Raw genomic sequence first — 18,776 nt, 5'->3', positions numbered from 1 at the left:
GGTCGGGGCGGATGCCGAACAGCACCAGCTTGCCGGCCTCGGTCGCCTTCAGCCCGGTCTCGACCGCGGCGTGGAAGGCGGCGGTGTCGGGGATCTCGTGATCTGCCGGGGCCACGAGCATCGTGGCTTCGGGATCCTTCGCGTGAATGTGCAGCGCCGCGGCAAGCACCGCCGGCGCGGTATTCCGCCCCTCAGGCTCGATCAGGATGGCGCCGGGATCGATTCCGGCAGCGGTCAGTTGCTCGGTCACCACAAAGCGGAAATCCGCGTTCGTCACCGCCACCGGCTTGGCATATCCGCTCGACCCGTTCAGGCGGCGCGCTGTCTTCTGGAACAGACTCTGATCCTCGAGCAAGCTGGTAAACTGCTTCGGAAAGCTCTTGCGCGACACCGGCCAAAGCCGCGTGCCGGAGCCTCCACAGAGGATGACGGGGGTAATGGTCTGCATAAATCTCCACTTTCTCAGTCTGCACGCCGGCCCGCGCCGCGTGCCGACCGTCTCAAGACGTCGGTCGCGCGCACGGTAATGCAGCCCCGAACGAGCTGCTAGGGCCGTTTATCCAGATCAGAGCAAAGATGGTTTCGAGAAGATGCCGCGTACCGGTGCCGACGTTTCGCCCCGGAAAGCCCTGCTCGGACGGCCGTCTTTCGTCTGGCCTGGCAAGGGCGCCGAGAGGATCGCGCATCCGCGCACAGCCTCTTCTCTTGGTCTTCGGCCTGCCCAGGCCCGACTGGCGGGGCGCGATGCGCGAGATCGTGGCCGGGCGGCGAAACCGTTCGGCCTGACAACAGGCTGACCTGACAAAACAGACCGGCCCCGCTCCTTGCGGAAGCGGGGCCGGCTGCGACGTGAGTGGTGGTAATCAGACCAGAACGGTCATGCTCTCGATAATGTCGAGATCGGTATTCATGAACGTCACCGACACCCCCTGGTCGGCGAAGATCACATCTGTCGGCGTCTCGGTCATGTGCGACCGCGCCGCGGCGGCGTTGGCGTAGCCGAAGCCGGTGAACTCCAGCGTGTCCCAGGCGTCGAGCTGCAGCACCCGGTCGGCGCCCTTGTCGGCCACGTCGAACTCGAACGTGTCCGCCAGCAGCCCGCCATGGATCAGGTCGTTGCCCGGACCGCCGCTGAAGCTGTCGCCCTCCTGCCCAGCCATGACGCTGCGGAACGGCGCCGCGGTGTTGGCGATGAACTCGGCGCTCTGGGCAAAGCCCTGGACCACCTCTTCGCGGCTCATGCCCTCGTCGAGGCGCCGGGTCCAGTTGGACAGCCCGGTGGCATCGGGATCGCGGCCCAGCACGTTGTTGTAGAGCAGGGTCACGAAGGCGCCGTTGTCGAGCGCGCCATAGACGTTCTGGAACTCGGGGCTGTTGACGAAGCCGGCAGCGACATCGACATACTCCATGCCCTCGCCCAGCCGGCCCGACCAGTTCATCAGGCCGGTGAGATCCGGCGCTCGGTCGAGCGTCGCCTGGTAGAGCCGGTAGACATCGTCGGCATAGGGCGCGGCCTCGGCGGCGACATAGGCGCTGGCGGGGTCGTTGGTGACCTCCTTGAACTCGGCGCTTTCCGAGAAGCCCCGCACCACCTCGGAGCGCGCCATGCCGCTGTCGAGCCGGGCGACCCAGTTGTTGAGACCCGAGGAGTCGGGGTCGCGCTCGAGCACGTTCTGGTACAGCAGGGTGACAAAGGCGGTGTTGTTGAGGGCGCCGTAGGTGGCCTGGAACTCGGGGCTGTTGACGAAGCCCTCGATGACCTCGAGCAGGGTCATCTCGCCGCTGCCGAGCCGCCCGCTCCAGTTCTCGTAGCCCATGCTGTCGGGATAGCGGTCGAGCGTCGCCTGGTAGACCCGGAAGACCTGCGCGCCATCGGCGGTCGAGACGTCCGACACGTCGCCGCCGATCAGCAGGTCGGCGCCGGGTCCGCCATCGAGCAGGTCGGCCCCGGCCCCGCCGATGACGGTGTCGTTGCCATTGGCGCCGAACGCGGTGTCGTCGCCCTCGAGCCCGCGGTAATGGTCGTGGCCGGCGAGCAGGTTGATGTAATCGTCGCCCACCGTGCCGACCAGCACGTCATCCCCGGTGCTGGGCAGCAGCGGGCCGGGGCGGATCTGGATCACCGTGTCGGCCACCGAGCCCGCATAGGGGGTGCCGCTGACCGGCTCGAGCGACAGGGTGAAGGCCTCGGTGCTCTCGACCACTGAGTCGCCCAGCACCTCGACCGAGACCGTGGCCACGCTCTGGCCCTCGAGAAAGCTCACCCGCGTGTCCAGCAGCCGGTAGTCGCTGCCCGCCACGGCGGTCTGGTCGATGGCCTCGACGGTGAAGCTCAGCGCATCGGTGGCCGGCGACGAGAGCTCGACCGGGATCTCGTAGATGAACGAGGCGACGCCGTGCTCACGCAGCACCGTCGGCGCGACGCTTGCGTTCAGGTTCTGCCCGACCCCGTCATTGTCGAGAATGGTGCCCGCCACGGTGACCGTGGGCGCCCCGTCGGCGAGGCTGGCATTGGTGACGTTGGAGAACACGAGATAGATGTCCTCGTCGCGCTCGTCGGTGCTGTCGTTGCGGGTGTAGATCCACACCTGCTTCGAGGTCTCCCCCGGCGCGAAGGTCACCGTTCCGGTGTTGTAGCTCGAGGTGAAGCCGTAGGAGAGGTCGGTCTCCTCGGCGGTGCCCGCCAGCGGCGTGTAATCCACCGTCACCGCATCGCTCGAGGGCTCCGACAGGGTGAGCGTGTAGATCAGCGTGTCGCCCTCGATGGCCGTGGCCGGGTTGACCGTGATCACCGGTTCCGGCGTGGTGTCGTCGTCCCGGATCACCGCCTCGGCCTCGACCCTGTCTCCGCTCAGATAGGCGATGTCGGAGATGTCGACCGACAGGGCGAAGCGCTCGGTGAACTCGACCTCGGTGTCGCCGTAGACCGGCACGCTCACCGTCTTGACCTCCTCGCCGGCGGCGAAGCTGACGGTGCCGGACTGTTCGGCGTAATCCTCGCCGGTGTGGGCGGTGATGTCGCGGGTGCCGTAGCTCAGCACCATCGCGTCCGGGGCCGGTTGCGACAGGCGCAGTTCGAACACCGCTTCCTTGCTGCCATCGTCCCCCTCGACCAGCGTGGCGCCAGAGACGAAGAGCGAGAGGTTGGCCCCGGCCCCGTCATTGTCCCGAATGACCCCGATCGCCGAGAGTTCGTCCTCGCCGCCCGCAAAGCTGGCGCTGTCCGAGAGGTTGTAGAGCCGCAACCCGACGCTCTCGTCGCGCTCGTCGGTGCTGTCGTTGCGCGTGTAGATCACCACCTGCTGCGAGGTTTCCCCCGGCGCGAAGGTCACCGTTCCGGTGTTGTAGCTCGAGGTGAAGCCGTAGGAGAAATCATTGCCGTCGCCGGTCCCCGCCACGCTCTGGAAGCTCATCGAGACTTCCTCCTCGCTGGGCTCGGAAAGGGTCACCGTATAGACCAGCACATTGCCTTCCGTGCTCTCGGCGGGAACGATCGAGACCACCGGCTGCGGATCCGTGTCGTCATCGGCGATCACCGCCTCGCCGGCCAGACCGACGGTATCGACGCTGATCCCGCTCGGCTCGTCGAGCACCAGCGCGAAGCTCTCGCTGGCCTCGGCCTCGGTGTCGCCATAGACCGGCACCCGCACCGTCTTGACCTCTTCACCGATGGCGAAGGACAGGCTGCCGATGGTCGACTGGTAGTCCTCGCCGGCGGTGGCCGAGATGTCGCGAGTGCGATAGCTGACGCTGAACGCCTCTTCCGCCGGCTGCGACAGCCGGACCTCGAACACCGCGTCCTTGCTGCCGCTGTCGCCCTCGACCAGCCGCATGTCGGAGACGATCAGCGACAGGTTGTTGCCGGCCCCGTCATTGTCGAGCAGAACGCCGGTCCCGGTCAGGCTGTGTTCGCCGCCGGCGAAGCTGGCATTCTCGGACAGCGCGGAAAGCTCCAGGTCGATCGTCTCGTCGCGCTCGTCCGTGCGGTCGTTGGAGGTGTAGATCGCAACCGTGCGCATGGTCTCGCCGGGCGCGAAGGTCAGCGTGCTCCAGTTGTAGCTCGAGGTGAGGCCATAGGAGAGATCGGTGTCGGAGCCGGTGTTCGGGACCGCCCGATAGAGCATGCTGACCGCGTCGAACGTCGGCTCGGAGAGGGTGATCGTGTAGATCAGCGCGTTGCCCTCGGTCGCCGTCGTGGCGGCGATCGAGACCACCGGCTGCGGATCCGTGTCGTCGTCGCGGATCACCGCCTCGCCGGCGAGGCCGGTCACATCGAGGCTGGGCGTGCCCGGGTCGGTGACCACCAGCGCGAAGCTCTCGGTGATCTCGGCCTCGGTGTCGCCATAGACCGGCACGCTCACCGTCTTGACCTGGTCGCCCACCGCGAAGCGGGCGCTGCCGGTCCAGTCGGAATAGTCCTCGCCGGCGGTGGCCGAGATGTCGCGGGTGCGGTAGCTGACGCTGAAGCTCTCCTCCGCCGGGCGCGAGAGGAACAGTTCGAACTGCGCCTCCTTGCTGCCGCTGTCGCCCTCGACGATCTCGACATCCGACACCAGCAGCGCCAGGTTGCTGCCGGTCCCGTCATTGTCGAGAATGATCCCCATGGCGCTCTGCGTGTCCTCGCCATTGGCGAAGCTGGCATTCTCGGACAGGGCCGAGAGCCGCAGCGTGATGCTCTCGTCGCGCTCGTCGACGCGGTCGTTCGACGTGTAGATCGACACCGTCTTGGAGATCTCGCCGGGGGCGAACGTCAGCCAGTCGGCATTGTAGCTCGAGGTCGGCCCGTAGGAGAGATCGCCATCCGCCGCAGTGCCGGTCAGAGTCCGGTAATAGAGCGTAACGGCGTCACTGGCCGCCTCATCCAGGGTAACGGTGAACGTGAGAGCATTGCCCTCCGTGGCGGCCACGGAGCTTACGGAAACGACAGGCATAAAGATTTTCCCCCAAAAAATCAGGCACTAAAACGCACGATAAAATTGCTGACCGAAACGTCTGGTTAAGAAAGTCTTAACAAAGGGAACAGATTTCCCGATTCCAGACAACGCCCTTTGTGGCAAAAAAAAGGCATATATCCCGGACGCTCTGAAAAGGGCCTGCCGATATGTCCGGATGATCAATTTTGCGGCGGAAGGCCAGAGAGGCCGCTCCGCCAGCCCGCCTGGCCGCTGCGGATCGCCCGGTCAGCGCGCGAACATCGCCCGGGCGTTGTTGTAGAGGATGCGATCGAGCCGCGTGAGATGGTTGAGCTGGCGCTCGATCTCGGGGGTGATCTCCTCGCGCTCGACCTTCTCCGACCCGGCCTCGGTGCCGAAATTCTTCGACGAGCGCGCCCAGGGCAGTTCCTCGGGCATCGCGATGCCAATGCGCTGCGTGACCTCCTCGAACAGCGCCGGCATGTTCTCGACAAAGCCCACCGTGTCGATGGTCAGCAGGTTGCGCATCGACACCCGCAGCGCCTCGTCGTCATGCAGCACCAGCCGGCCGCCGGGGCCGGTCCAGGAATGGCCCAGCATGGTCCGCACCAGGATATTGTTGATATTGGCGGGAATGCCGTGGTCGCCGGAGCGCAGGAAATCCAGCAGCTTCATTTTCTTGGCGGCGCGCGGGCCGACGAGATTCAGCCGCTCGATGGTCTCGTCCGAATGCGAGCGCCAGAAGTAATAGAGCGACAGGATCCGCGCCTTGGGCTCGCGCAGAATGGTGATGGTATAAAGCGGCCCCGGCAGCCGTTTCAGGATGCCGTAATCCATGTGGGCCGAGAAATAATCGTAGTCCTGCAGCTGTTGCTGGGAAAACCGGTCGAAAGACCGGAAACGCTCCGGGCAGCTTTTCTCGGCGGGGAAATGCCCCTGCAGGAAATCGTGCAGCGACGTGCCGCCGGTCTTGGGAATGTGAAACAGTGCGACGCGCAAGACGGGCCTCTTCAAAACGGTTCCGGCCCGCGAGACGCGGGCCGGCACTGCGTTAGACGATCAGCGGACGGCTGTCCATCCGATGCGATCAGGAGACGTTGTAGAGCACCCGCCGCATCTCGGCCATGGTGGTGTTCAGGAAGGTGATGCTCTGGCCCTGATCGCTGAACACCACGCTGGGGCCGGACTGCACCATATGCGCCATGGCGTCGCTGCCGGTGGAATAGCCGAAGCCCGAGAACTGCAGCTCGTCCCACGGCTCGAAGCCGCGGATCAGGTCGTTGCCGCCCTCGCCCTGGCGGAAGATGAAGACGTCGCCGCCGGTATTGGCGTTCATCGTGTCGTTGCCGGCGCCGCCCTCGATCACGTCGATCCAGGTCGGCTGCGCGATGCGCATATAGGTGTCGAGCTGGGGATTGGTGTTGGTCTTGAACTCGCCGGATTCCGAGAACCCGATGACCACCTCGGCGCGGCTCATGCCGCCCTCGAGACGGGCCACCCAGTTGGTGAGCCCCTGCGGATCGGGATTGCGGCCCAGAACGTTGTTGTACAGCAGGGTGACGAAGGCCTCGTCGGTGAGCGCGCCATAGGTCTTCTGGAATTCGGCGCTGTTGACGAAGGCGTTGGCCACCTGGACCAGCTCGAGATTGGTCTGCAGCCCCGAGATCCAGTTCTCGAAGCCGGTGGTGTCCGGGGTGCGGGCCAGCGTGGCCAGGTAGAGGCGGAACACCTGGCCCGTGACCAGCTTGTCATTGGGGTATTGCTCGCGCACCCCGCTGCCCTCGTCGTAGATGACGCTGTCGCCGGCGCCGCCATGCAGCATGTTGGCGTCGTTCGCGTCGCCGACGATCACCGCCGCATCCGAGACCGGCCCGGTGCCGGTGTCGACGAGGATGCCGTAGGAGCTGGCGAGGCTGGAGAACTCGGCGCTGTAGATGAAGCCGTTGAGCACCTGTGCCCGGCTCATGCCCGCATTGAGACGGGCGGTCCAGTTGGCCAGGCCCGTGGCATCGGCGGGACGGTCGAAGAAGGCCGAGTACAGGGTCTGGACATATTCCGAGTTGCTGGTGCCCTGGCTGGCGAACTCGGGGCTGAGGACGAAGCCGCGGGCCACGTCGGCCCCGGTCCTCACGCCGGTATAGAGACGGTCGGCCCAGTTGTTGAGACCCGCCGGATCGGCCTCGCGGCCAAGGATCGTGCTGTAGAAGCGCTCGACGAAATCCCGGATGTCGTGCAGCGACTGGGCGCCCTGGTAGGCGGCGGTGCGGTAGTCGTCGCTGGTCACGTCGAAGCCGTTCTCGAAGCGGAACACCATGCCCTGGTCGCGGTCGAAGGTGGAGCCGCCCGAGATCAGGTCGAGCCGGCCGTCGCTGTCGATGTCGCGGGCCACCGGCGAGCCGGCATAGGTGTTGAACACCCGGTCGGCCTGGTTCAGGCCGCTGATCTGCTTGCCCGCGCTGTTCAGGGCGATCATCTGCGAGCCCACCGAGACCAGGATCTCGAGCTTGCCGTCGTTGTTGATGTCGACCGCGATGGGCTGGCCGACGATCGGCAGGTCGTCCGCGGCGGTGGTGCCGTAGGGCAGGACCTTGGTGGTGAAGAGCGCGCCGCCGCCGGCGCCCCAGGCGTGGACGTAGCCGGAGGTGGTGGCGGCGATGATCTCGCTGGTGCCGTTGCCGTCGAGATCGGCGATCAGCGGCGAGGCCAGAACCCGGCCCTCGGTCGGCAGCTTGAAGCGCAGCGTGCCGTCGGAGTTCCACACCTTCACGTGCTCGCCGCGGCCGTCGCGGAAATAGTCGCCGGTGCCCTGCACGATCTCGAGCGTGCCGTTGCGGTCGAGATCGACCAGCTGCGGCGAGGACCACAGTGACTGCTCGTCGAACTTGCCGCGGAACGAGGCCGAGCTCGACTCGCCGATCTGGGTCTTCCAGCCCTGGATGATCGGGTTGGTATAGCCGGTCAGCACCTGCAGCATGCCGCCCTGGTCGTTGAGGCCGGCGGCGGGGTTTTCGCTGATGTCGGAGGAGACCACCAGATCGAACAGCCCGTCGCCGTTGATGTCGCCCACGGCCGGCGTGCTGCCGGCGGTGTCATGCAGGTTGAACTCGCGCTCGAGCAGGCCGGTGCGGCCATCGAGGATGTAGAGGTAGTGGTCCCACGAGGTGAAGATCACCTCGCGCACCCCGTCGCCATCGATGTCGAAGATCCGCGGCGCGCCGTAGACCCCGTCGGAGCGGTTGTCGTCGCCGAAGGTGTCGCGGGTCTGGAAGAACCACTTGATCGAGCCGTCGGCGTTCAGCGCGTAGATGCCGCCCATGTCGCCGGGCTGGCCGACCACCCCGAACTCGTCGCGGCCGTTGTCGCCGCCGACCCCGACCACGATGTCCATCGAGCCGTCATTGTCGAGATCCGAGAACACCGGCGCGGTGCTGACCGAGGTGGTCTCGTAGGTCTTGCCGGTGGCCACGTCCCTGCCCGGCGCCGCGTCGAAGGTCTGGGTCCACTTGATCGCGCCGGTATCCTCGAGCACCACGAGACCGGCGGGACGGACCTCGTTGCCCGCCTCGTCGAGATATTTGGTGGTGCCGGCGAAGATCTCGTCGCGGCCGTCATTGTCGATGTCGAACACCGTGACCGAGGCATTGTGCACCGGGCCGAACTCCAGCGGCCTGCTCCAGGTCCTGTAGGGCAGGTCGAGGGTCAGGTCGTAGCGCATGGTGTAGCCGTTGGGCGCCCCGGCGGGATAGGTCGCCCAGTTGACCCGCAGGTAATAGTCGGTCTGCTCCAGCGCCATGTAGTTGAAGCTCTCGGTGCTGCTGTTCGAGAGATTGGCGCGGATCGCCGTTCCGTCCGCATCGAAGAGCGTCAGGTTCAGGTTCGGCACGGTGCCGTCCGGGAAGGCCAGCGCGGTCATCGAGAAATTCATCAGGCCGGGGCCGGTGGTGAAGCGGTACCAGTCGATATGGGTGCCGCTGCGGGTTTCGGTGCCGTTGCCGATGCGGGTGGCGGTGGCCTGGGTGTCGTTGCCGTCGGAGGCCTGCCTGACCGGCAGATCGACGGTCAGGTCGTAATCGATGGTGACGCCGTTGGGCGCGCCGTCGGGATAGCGGGCCCAGAACACCTTGAGGTAATAGGTGCCGGCGGTACCGGCGATATGGCTGATGGTCTCGGTGCCCTCGGCCGGGCCCTGCCCGCCGCGCAGCACGTTGCCATCGGCATCGTAGAGCGTGAAGCTGAGGTTCTGCCCGGCGGTCGGCGTCATCGAGAAGTTCATCAGCCCCGAGACGGTGTTGATCTCGTACCAGTCGACGCGGGTGCCGCTGTGGCTGGTGGTGCCCGAGCCGGTGATCGCCGTGGCGGTCTCGAGGGTATCGTTGCCGTCCGAGGGCATTTCCTCGGGCAGGTCGACGGTCAGGTCGTAGTCGATGGTGACGCCGTTGGGCGCACCGTCGGGATAGCGGGCCCAGAACACCTTGAGGTAATAGGTGCCGTCGGTGGCGGCGGTGTGGCTGATGGTCTCGGTGCCCTCGGCCGGGCCCTGCCCGCCGCGCAGCACGTTGCCATCGGCATCGTAGAGCGTGAAGCTGAGGTTCTGCCCGGCGGTCGGCGTCATCGAGAAGTTCATCGGCCCCGACAGCGTGTCGACCCGGTACCAGTCGACGCGGGTGCCGCTGTGGCTGGTGGTGCCGTTCTCGGTGATCGTCGTGGCGGTGGCGCGGGTGTCGTTGCCATCCGAGGGCATTTCCTCGGGCAGGTCGACATCGAGCGAATAGGTATAGGTCACCCCGTCGGGATGGTTGCCGTCGGCATACTGGGCCCAGATCACCTTGAGGTAATAGGTGCCGTCGGCGCCGGCGAGATAGCTGATGCTCTCGGGCGTGTCGCCGGGCAGACCGCCGCCGCTGACCAGCGCCGGCCCGGTGGGATCGCTGTAGAGCGCGATGTTCATGTTCTGCGCGCGGCCGCCGTATTCCGACAGCGGCGTCATGTCGATGTTGATCTCGCCCGAGACCGTCTCGAAGCGGAACCAGTCGACCCGGGCGCCGGTGATGGTGTGGCTGCCCTCGGCCAGATCGGCGGCGGTGTCGTAGGTGTCGTTGGGTTCGAAGGCGCCCGACAGCGCCGCGTAATCCGGTTCAAACTCGCCAAAGAGATCGTTCATGAAATAAAGATCCTGTCCCCGTGCCCGCTGCGCGATGATGCGGCGGCGCTGCTCCTCTCAGCCCCGGATAAGACCCACGATGTCTTTCCGGCTGGTTTACATTGACTCGCTAGATCGCAACTCTGGCAAGAAGTCGGCACAAAAAGTCAGGCAATAGGGCATATGCGCAACGTGTAGGCACATTCACGTGAGGCGCATGGATGTTTCGCTGCGAAACGGGAGGCCCCGGGCGGTTGGCCGCTAGGCGCCACGCCCCCCCTGCCCCTTCACCCAGCCGAGGAAGGCCGCGTCGGGATTGCCGAGCCGCGGCCGGCCGGTGTCCTCCCACCAGGCCTGCCAGCGCGCCACCAGCGCGTAGACATCCGCCCCCGGCGCCAGCGCCCGGGCGGCCTCGAGCGTGTCGGGATCGAGATGCGGTGTGGCGGGGCCCGGACGGGCGGCGCGCAGCCGCTCGACTACGATCATGTCGTCCGGCGCCTCGCTGAGCCGGTAGTCGGGCAGGTTGGCCTCGGCGATCATCTTGCGCAGCGCGGCGCGGAACACCCGCACCGGGGCGGTGGAGCCCGACTTCTTGTGCAGCGTGCCGACCGAGACCTGCCAGCGCGGCTGGCGGCCGCAATGCTTGCGCGCCAGCTCGTAGATGCGCCGCTCCAGCGGCTTGCGCAGGCGGAAGTAGTCGCGGCTCAGGGTCAGCACCGATTTCGCCAGCACCGCGCGGAACAGCCAGTCCGACAGCGTCACCGTCACCGAGATCATCCGCCCGCCGCGCGAGCGGCGCACGATCTCCCAGGATTCGATCAGGCCGAAGCCGCGGGTGGTCTCGATGCCGCCGGTGGTGAGGTTGGTGGTGATGCGGGTGCCGGCCAGCCGCTCGAAGGCGTCGCGCAGCCGGGCATAGCCGTCGCCGCTGGTGTCGCGGTTGGTGGCGACGAGAAGATCATGCGCCTTGAGCTGCAGCGTGCGCGACACCTCCCGCCCGGCATTGAGCGCCGCCATCAGCTGGCTGACGCAGTAGATCAGGATGTCCTTGTCGTGGATCGTCGCCCGGCCGCGCACCGAGGGGATGACCTCGATCTGGGTGCCGTTATGGGCGTAGCTCAGCACCCGCCGGTCGGGCCGGGTCGAGAGCGAGAAGATCGGGTGCTCCATCGACCCCAGATCGTCCTTCGGCGCGGCATCGAAGATGTCGCAGACGAAGAAATCCGCCGTCGGGTGACGGTCGGGCAACAGCCCTCCGCCAGGGGTGTCAGAAACTGCGCTCATCCTGCTCTCGTGCCTGCCCTGCCCCCGGTTTTATCCGCCTGCGCGCTTTCGGGGTTTCAGTGACACCCACCCTAGTTTTATCCACAGCCCCCGTCCAGCCCGGCAACGGGGGATCGGAGTCGCCGCCCCGTGGGATCAGAGTCGCCCCAACGTGGGATCAGAGTCGCATTGCCCGGAGAGAGGCCCAAAAGCCCCAGTATTTTCAAAAGGATAAAGGAAAGCTTCCCAGGCCGTAACGATTCAACTAACAAAAAATAACTGGGGATGATTGCCCGGCCGGCCTGATCCAGGCCTCGCGCGCCCCACACAACGCCCCGAATCTGCTTAGAAAATCACGGCGTGTTCAGCTTTCGCTTCCATGTGCTGCATTTTTCGATATCCTGAGAAAAACGGCGAACATGGCAGGCGAGCATCCAGATGAAGACCGATCCCAAGAGCGATCTTCCCCCCTATTTCAACGTCGATCCCGATGCCGCTCTCGGCGCCCTTGGCGGCCCGTTCGAGACCGAGGGCTTCGCCCGCATCGCCCAGGCCTGCGAGGCCGGACGCCGCGATCTCGCGGGGCGCGGGCTCGAGCAGGATGGCGGCCGCCAGCTGCGGCTGTTCTCGACCTGGGAAATCACCCGCTACCTGATCCCGGTCGCGGTCGGGCATTTCCGCCGGGTGCTGAAGCAGAACCCGGATCTGCCGCAGGGCCGCTCCGAGACCGAGGGCGGCGCCAAGTGGTTCACCCTCGACGAGGTGCTGCGGCTGCGGGCGCATTTCGCCGCCGAAGGATCCAAGGCCAAGAACTACCTGCCCTGGCGCCCCGAGGGGCTGCCCGCCAAGATGGTCGCCGTTGCCAACTTCAAGGGCGGCGTCGGCAAGACCTCGACCTGCGCGCATCTGGCGATGAGCGCCGCGCTCGACGGCTACAAGGTGCTGGTGATCGACCTCGACAGCCAGGGCTCGATGACCTCGATCTTCGGCGGCAAGGTCGAGGACGAATGGCAGACCGTCTTCCCGCTGCTGGCGCGCCATTACGGTCTGCACCTGAGATCGGAGAACCAGCGCCGGCTCGATCGCGGCGAGGCGCCGATCCCGCTCGACGACACCCTGACCGAGGCGCTCGAGACCCGGGCCGAGAGCCTGGTGCAGAAAACCCACTGGCCCAATATCGACCTCATCGGCGCGCAGCTGAACCTCTACTGGGCCGAGTTCCAGATCCCGGTCTGGCGCATGCAGGCGCGCGGCTGGAAGCTGTGGGACGCGCTCACCGACAGTCTCGAGGCGGACGGGCTGCTCGACGATTACGATGTGATCTTCCTCGATACCCCCCCTGCCCTCGGCTACCTGACGATCAACGGGCTGGCGGCGGCGGATATCCTGCTGGTGCCGCTCGGGGCCTCGTTCCTCGAGTTCGACAGCACCGGGCGCTTCTTCGACATGCTGCACTCGACCTTCTCCTCGATCGAGGAGGCCGAGAACATGGCCGCCCGCGCCCTGGGCCGCGAGGGGCTGTCGTTCCAGTGGGACGCGGTGCGCGCGGTGATCACCCGCTATGACGGCACCCAGCAGGCCGAGCTTGCGGCGCTGATGCAGGCCTATCTCGGGCCGGTGCTGTCGCCGCACCGGCAGGATTTCACCGCCCTGATCGGCCAGGCCGGCGAGCAGGTGCGCGGCATCTACGAGGCCGATTACCGCGACTTCAACCGCGAGACCTATGCCCGCGGGCGCGAGACGTTCGATGCCACCTATGCGGCTCTGAAGCAGCTGCTTCTGGGCAGCTGGCGGCGCGACGAACAGATGGCGCAGGCCGCCGAATGAGACTCTGTTTCGCTGCGAAACATCCCGGCGTGCGCCCGCGTCAGGCTCTTTTAACCCCGATCCGGTCCGCTGCGGCCACCCCCTGTTTCTGAAAGGACCCCGCGGATGGCCAAGCGCAAGAGACTGTCCCCCGTCGCGCCCGACCCGATGGGCGGCGCCGAGAGCGGCCCGCTCGAGACCAAGTCGATGTTCACCTCCGCCCCCCGGCGCGCCGCGCCGATCGCCGATGTCGCCGCCGGGGCCGCCGCGACCGCGGCGCTCGAGGAGCTGAGCGAGCGCTGGAACGGCGCCCGACAGGACGGACGGCTGGTGGTCGAGCTGCCGCTCGAGGAGATCGAGCTGAGCTATCTCGAACGCGACCGCATGGCCGAGGATGCCGACGAGGCGGCGGCGCTGCGCGAGAGCCTGCGCCAGCGCGGTCAGCAGACGCCCATCGAGGTGGTCGCCCTGCCCGGCCGCGCCGCCTACGGGCTGCTCTCGGGCTGGCGCCGTTGCCGGGCGCTGGCGGCGCTGCGCGAGGAAACCGGCGAGGCGCGGTTCGGCACGGTGCTGGCGCTGCTGCGCCGGCCCGAGGACGCCCCCGCCGCCTATCGCGCGATGATCGAGGAAAACGAGATCCGCGCCAATCTCAGCCATTACGAGCGCGCCCGCATCGTGGTGCGGGCGGCGGATCGCGGCGTGTTCGCCGATGACGAGGCGGCGCTCTCGGCGCTCTTCGCCGCGGTGCCTCGGGCGCGGCGCTCGAAGATCCGCTCCTTCATCGCCATCGTGCGGGCGCTGGACGGGGCGCTGCGCTTCCCCGAGACGCTGAGCGAACGCGTCGGGCTCGAGCTGGCCCAGACCCTGCGCGACCGGCCCGAGCTCGCCCGGCAGATCGTCGCCGCGCTGAAGGACGCGCCGCCGCAGGATGCCGCCGCCGAGCGCGCGGCGCTGACCGCCTGCCTCACCGCCGCTTCGGCGCCGGTCGAAAAACAGGCTCAAACCCCGGCACCAGAGCCGAAACGGTCGCCTGAGCTCCTTGGCGAATGGGCCGGGCTGACGCTGCGCCGGCGCGGGTCGCGGCTGGAGCTGGACGGGGCGGCGGCGGATGCCGCCTTCGAGACCGATCTCGCGGCCTGGCTGGCGGAGCGGCTGGCGCGCTGAGGCGGCGCGGTCCGGGGCGTTTCGCAGCGAAACATGTTTGCGCTCGCGGCGCCGGGTCACGGGGCCTTGGGAGGGTGTCTTGCACAGCCCTGCGCGACCCCGTAAGCCGGGTCGGAACTATCTTGGAGACGGTCCTTTGTTGCTCGGTCGGGTCTATCGCATTTTTCTGCGCTACGCGGAGATGAACGTCGCGCTCGACCGTCCCGGAACCCCGCTTCTGGATCGCCACGGCACGGCCTATGGCGAGATCACCCGCATCGCCCTGCGCCGCCATCGCATCCACGTGGAAGGCTGGGCCGAGGCCGATCGCATCGGTCTGTCGGTGAACCGCACCCGCGCCTGGACCGAGCCCGATCTGGCGCGGTCCGGCAGCAGCCAGCGCGGCTTCGCGCTCGACATCCCCTGCGAGAGCGGCGCCATCGAGCTGCTGGCCGAGCGCGGCGGCGAGCGCCCCGAACGGCAGTCCCTGCCCGGCTTCTCCTCGGCGGCGCTGCTGCGCGCCCGGCTGCCGATGGCGGCGCGCTTTGCCGGCACGCTGGCGGCGCTGGCGCCGGTGATCTACCGCTGGAAATGGCAGGGCGATCTGGGTGCCCGCGAGATCGTCAAGGAACGGCTCGGGCTGGTGCCGCGCTCGGATGCGACCGAGATGGTCCCGGCGCTGCTGCCCGACACGCCCCCTGCCCCGCTGCCCGAGCGCGACGCGACGCTGATCCTGCCGGTCTACAACGCCTTCGACCTGCTGCCCGAGGTGCTGGGGCGCATCGCGGCGCATTCCGGCACGCGCTGGCGGCTGCTGGTGATCGAGGACGGCTCGAGCGATGCCCGGGTGCGGCCCTTCCTGCGCGACTGGTGCGCCGGACACCCGCAGGTGACGCTGCTGGAGAATGCCGAGAACCTGGGCTTCATCGGCGCGGTCAACCGGGGCTTTGCCGAGGCGCTGGCGCAGTGGCCCGACGATCCCGTGGTGCTGGTCAATGCCGATGCGCTGCTGCCCGAGGGCTGGCTGCCGCGATTGCTGGCACCGCTTTCCGAGCCCGACGTGGCCTCGGTCACGCCGATGTCGAACGATGCCGAGATCTTCACCGTGCCGGTGATCTGCCAGCGCAACGACCTGGCTCCGGGCGAGGCCGACGCGCTGGACCGTATCGCCGCCGGGTTCGACCCGAAAGCCGGGCTTGCCGCGGCCCCCACCGGGGTCGGCTTCTGCATGGCGCTGGCGCCGCGCTTCCTCGCCCAGCTGCCGGAATTCGACTCCATCTTCGGGCGCGGCTACGGCGAGGAGAACGACTGGTGCCGCAAGGCCGAGGCGCTTGGCGGGCGCCATCTCTGCGCGCCCAACCTGTTTGTCGAGCATCGCGGCGGCCAGTCCTTCGGCAGCGCCGACAAGCAGCGCCTGCTCGAGCGCAACCTGCGCATCCTTTCGGGCCGCTACCCGGGCTATGACGCCGAGGTGCAGGAGTTCATCCGCCGCGACCCGCTCAACACGCCGCGTCTGGCGTTGGGGCTGGCGCTGGCGGCGCAGCGCCAGGACGGGCCGGTGCCGGTCTATCTTGCCCATGCCATGGGCGGCGGCGCCGAGAACTACCTGCAGGACCGCATCGCGGGCGAGGTCGCCGAGGGCGGGTCGGCGGTGGTGCTGCGCGTCGGACAGGGCCATCGCTGGAAGCTCGAGCTCTACGGCCCCAGCGGCATGACCCAGGGGCTGAGCAACGATTTCACGCTGATCGAGAGACTGATCGCGCTGCTGCCCGAGCGCCGCATCGTCTATTCCTGCGGCGTCAACGAGCGCGACGCGCTGGAGCTGCCGGACCGTCTTCTGCAGCTTGCGGGGCAGGGCAGCGCGCATCCGCAGCCGGTCGAGCTGCTGCTGCACGATTTCTTCCCGGTGAGCCCGTCCTACACGCTTCTGGGCAGCGATGGTCTCTATCACGGCGTGCCGGTGGCCGGTGGCCCGCTGGCCGATGACCCGGCGCATGTCTACGAGCGGCCCGGCGGGGTGACGGCCTCGCTGGCCGAGTGGCAGGCGGCCTGGGGCCGGCTGATCTCGGCCGCCGGGCGGGTGGTGGTGTTCTCGGGCTCGAGCCGGGACATCCTGACCGAGGCCTACCCGCAGGCGGCGGGGCGGATCTCGGTAGAGCCGCACGTGCTGCCGGCGCCGCCGCCGCGGATCGCGCCGGGCGCGGGGGCCGAGGGCGCGCCGGTGATCGGGGTGCTGGGCAATATCGGGGTGCAGAAGGGGGCGGCGCTGCTGCAGGAGCTGAGCCGCGAGCTGGCCCGGAGCGGCGCGGCGCGGCTGGTGGTGCTGGGCCATCTCGACCCGAACTACAAGCTGGCGGCGCCGAGCCTGGTGCATGGCAGCTACGAGCTGCGCGACCTGCCCGGCCTGGTGGCGCGCTACGGCGTTTCCGGCTGGTTCATGCCCTCGATCTGGCCCGAGACCTTCTCCTTCACCACCCACGAGATGCTGGCCACCGGCCTGCCGGTCGCCAGCTTCGATCTCGGCGCCCAGGGCGAGGCGGTGGCGCGGGCCGGCAACGGGACCTTGCTTGGCCCCGCGGATGAGACCACGGGTGTGGCCGCACGGCTGATCGCGGCGCTCAGTTCTCGCTGAGTGCGCTGGCCGGGGCGGTCTCCGGCTCTGGCGCGAAGAGATCCACGTCGCGGTTGAGGTAGCGACGGGCGATCATGCGGTTCTTCTGGGTGTAGAGCGCCTCGATCAGGTCGCGCGCCTCATCGGTGAGCAGCGAGGGGCGTTGGAAGGCCGGGGCGGGGTATTGCATGATGATGCGCTTGCGCTCTGCCTGCAGCCGCAGCGGCTGGTCGACAAAGCGCCGGTTGGCGGCGAGCATCGCCGCGAGACCTTTCGACGACAGCCCGACATTGAGCGGCGCCTTGGGGCGCTTGAACCCCTGATCGAGGGCGATGCCGGTGATCGAGGCGATGTCGGAGATGATGTCTCCGTCGACCAGATGCTCCGGCGTGTAGCGGCGCACGACGATGGCTTTCGGTCCGAGACCCAGGGCCGCGACATTGAGATAATGCTGGTACTCGAGGCGCGGCGCGACGCCGGAGATGAACTCGAGGATGTCACGCCGCTCGCCGACCGCCTTGACGTTGTGATTGTAGAGCGAACAGATCAGGTCTGCCTGCGGCCGGAGATAGGTGATGTGCCGGATCTCGTAGCCTTCGAAGATCTGGGCGATCAGCTTGTAGGGCTCCGCAGCAGGCAGGCCGGGGAAGGGCATCAGCGACAGTTCTTCGGACGAGACCAGCACCTTCTCCAGCCCCGAGGCATCGGCCTCGTTGCGCAGCGCGCGCCAGAGCTTCTGTGCGTCGAGCCGGTGACGCATGGCGTAGGCGAGTTCGTGGTGGCCCCAATTGACCGGCTTTTGAGACAGGCCGGAGGCCGGATAGAGCATGCCTTGCCGCGCCAGCTCGTCGCGGTTGTCGAAAAAGGCCTTTTGCAGGCTCGTTGTGCCGGTCTTGTGCAGGCCGGTATGGAGATAGAGCGTGGGCATCGGAGCTGAACCTACCTATGCATCAGATCAGCGTAGGACCGACGTAGCAAAAGCAGGCCGAGTACCAGGCTCACCAGAGCGATGGAGAGAACATAGGTCCTGGAAATATATGGCGCGTCATATTCGGGATAGAAGCCCTTGCGCATCAGCCCGACGACATGGACCAGCGGATTGTACCATAGGTAGCCGCGGTACGGCTCTGGAACGGTGTGATAAAGATAAAAGACACATGAAATGAGAAAGAGCGGACGGGTTATGATGCTCCAGGCCTTCTGGGCGAGTGGAAAACGCGTGAAAACATAGCAGTTTAGCGTGCCAAGGCCCAAGCCAAGAAGCGCTGCGAGAGCGAAGGACTCGAGGATAAGAGGGAAGTTGAGAAGGGTCCGGGTCTCGAAGAGAATGAGAATGCCGCCAAAAATGAGGTAGCTCACCAGAAGCTGGGTCATCACGTCGAGGATAAACCGTCCCAGGATAGCGTCGACGAACGTGACCGAGGGATATGCCAGGAGTGGCTTCGAGTAATTCAGCGCACTGGCGATCTTGCCCTGCAGCCCTGCGTACATCACGAAAGGCATCATGCCCGTGGCGTAGAAGATCGGGAAATTGACGCCGAGGCCGGGGCTGCGCAGGAAGGCGGCAAACACGAGGGTCATGACAAAGATGCCGCCGATGGGCTCGAGGATCGCCCAGATGTAACCACCCGGAGAGCGACCGTAGCTTGTGGCCATCTCGCGCAGGATCAACGCCCCGATGGCGCGGGCGCCGGGAAACGAGCGCTTGGTCGGGGCGGAGGGCCGCGCCGGGGGGGCAAAATCTTCGGAACTCATGAAGCCTCGGGAATCTGGTATCTTGTTCTTGCCTGGTGTATTAGCATCGTGCTCTGGCAATTGATATTCCAATGGGGCCCGATTGACACAACCCGCCAAGGACAAGGCAGCCGGCCCGGCACAGGGCCAGTCGCCTCAGGGCCAG

10 protein-coding genes are annotated in these 18,776 nt (G+C 67.0%); 3 read left to right on the top strand and 7 right to left on the bottom strand.

Annotated elements, in window-relative coordinates:
• The 5 genes from AC6RA4_RS00560 to AC6RA4_RS00540 form a co-directional block, all read right to left on the bottom strand.
• The coding region (locus tag AC6RA4_RS00560) for a sugar phosphate nucleotidyltransferase (protein ID WP_500156349.1) at window positions 1-448 on the bottom strand (448 nt) is incomplete at its 3' end.
• Window positions 449-863: 415 nt separating this feature from the next.
• Entirely contained in the window at window positions 864-4,931 is a 4,068-nt protein-coding gene (locus tag AC6RA4_RS00555) for a Calx-beta domain-containing protein (RefSeq protein WP_500156347.1), read from the bottom strand.
• 249 nt (window positions 4,932-5,180) lie between these two features.
• Window positions 5,181-5,912, bottom strand: a complete 732-nt coding sequence (locus tag AC6RA4_RS00550; RefSeq protein ID WP_500156345.1) for a hypothetical protein — start codon at window positions 5,910-5,912, stop codon at window positions 5,181-5,183.
• Between the two features lie 88 nt (window positions 5,913-6,000).
• Window positions 6,001-10,074: a DUF4214 domain-containing protein gene (locus AC6RA4_RS00545; RefSeq protein ID WP_500156344.1), complete on the bottom strand. Its 4,074-nt coding sequence runs from the start codon at window positions 10,072-10,074 to the stop codon at window positions 6,001-6,003.
• A gap of 240 nt (window positions 10,075-10,314) precedes the next feature.
• A complete protein-coding gene (locus AC6RA4_RS00540; protein ID WP_500156342.1) occupies window positions 10,315-11,337 on the bottom strand; it encodes a replication initiator protein A in 1,023 nt (340 codons plus the stop codon).
• A 417-nt stretch (window positions 11,338-11,754) separates the two neighbouring features.
• Between AC6RA4_RS00540 and AC6RA4_RS00535 the strand changes: the two genes are divergently transcribed.
• The 3 genes from AC6RA4_RS00535 (at window position 11,755) to AC6RA4_RS00525 (ending at window position 16,897) form a co-directional block, all read left to right on the top strand.
• Complete coding sequence (locus tag AC6RA4_RS00535; RefSeq protein ID WP_500156340.1) at window positions 11,755-13,143, top strand: AAA family ATPase; 1,389 nt, start codon at window positions 11,755-11,757, stop codon at window positions 13,141-13,143.
• A gap of 105 nt (window positions 13,144-13,248) precedes the next feature.
• Window positions 13,249-14,286, top strand: a complete 1,038-nt coding sequence (locus AC6RA4_RS00530) for a ParB/RepB/Spo0J family partition protein (RefSeq protein ID WP_500156338.1) — start codon at window positions 13,249-13,251, stop codon at window positions 14,284-14,286.
• Window positions 14,287-14,425: 139 nt separating this feature from the next.
• Complete coding sequence (locus AC6RA4_RS00525) at window positions 14,426-16,897, top strand: glycosyltransferase (protein ID WP_500156336.1); 2,472 nt, start codon at window positions 14,426-14,428, stop codon at window positions 16,895-16,897.
• Here AC6RA4_RS00525 and AC6RA4_RS00520 read toward each other — a convergent pair.
• Both AC6RA4_RS00520 and AC6RA4_RS00515 read right to left on the bottom strand, forming a co-directional pair.
• Entirely contained in the window at window positions 16,884-17,804 is a 921-nt protein-coding gene (locus AC6RA4_RS00520; RefSeq protein ID WP_500156334.1) for a hypothetical protein, read from the bottom strand. The genes AC6RA4_RS00525 and AC6RA4_RS00520 overlap by 14 nt on opposite strands.
• Window positions 17,805-17,815: 11 nt before the next feature.
• Window positions 17,816-18,631 carry an ABC transporter permease gene (locus AC6RA4_RS00515; protein WP_500156332.1) on the bottom strand — a complete coding sequence of 272 codons (816 nt, stop codon included), beginning with the start codon at window positions 18,629-18,631 and terminating at the stop codon, window positions 17,816-17,818.
• Window positions 18,632-18,776: the final 145 nt, after the last annotated feature.

It is taken from the genome of Salipiger sp. (genome assembly GCF_059781815.1).
This window is presented reverse-complemented; position numbering and strand designations above follow the sequence as displayed.

Coding starts and splice junctions, on each gene's coding strand:
- AC6RA4_RS00555 (WP_500156347.1), bottom strand. CDS start 4,931: ATGCCTGTCGTTTCCGTAAGCTCCGTGGCCGCCACGGAGGGCAATGCT.
- AC6RA4_RS00545 (WP_500156344.1), bottom strand. CDS start 10,074: ATGAACGATCTCTTTGGCGAGTTTGAACCGGATTACGCGGCGCTGTCG.
- AC6RA4_RS00515 (WP_500156332.1), bottom strand. CDS start 18,631: ATGAGTTCCGAAGATTTTGCCCCCCCGGCGCGGCCCTCCGCCCCGACC.
- AC6RA4_RS00520 (WP_500156334.1), bottom strand. CDS start 17,804: ATGCCCACGCTCTATCTCCATACCGGCCTGCACAAGACCGGCACAACG.
- AC6RA4_RS00530 (WP_500156338.1), top strand. CDS start 13,249: ATGGCCAAGCGCAAGAGACTGTCCCCCGTCGCGCCCGACCCGATGGGC.
- AC6RA4_RS00540 (WP_500156342.1), bottom strand. CDS start 11,337: ATGAGCGCAGTTTCTGACACCCCTGGCGGAGGGCTGTTGCCCGACCGT.
- AC6RA4_RS00535 (WP_500156340.1), top strand. CDS start 11,755: ATGAAGACCGATCCCAAGAGCGATCTTCCCCCCTATTTCAACGTCGAT.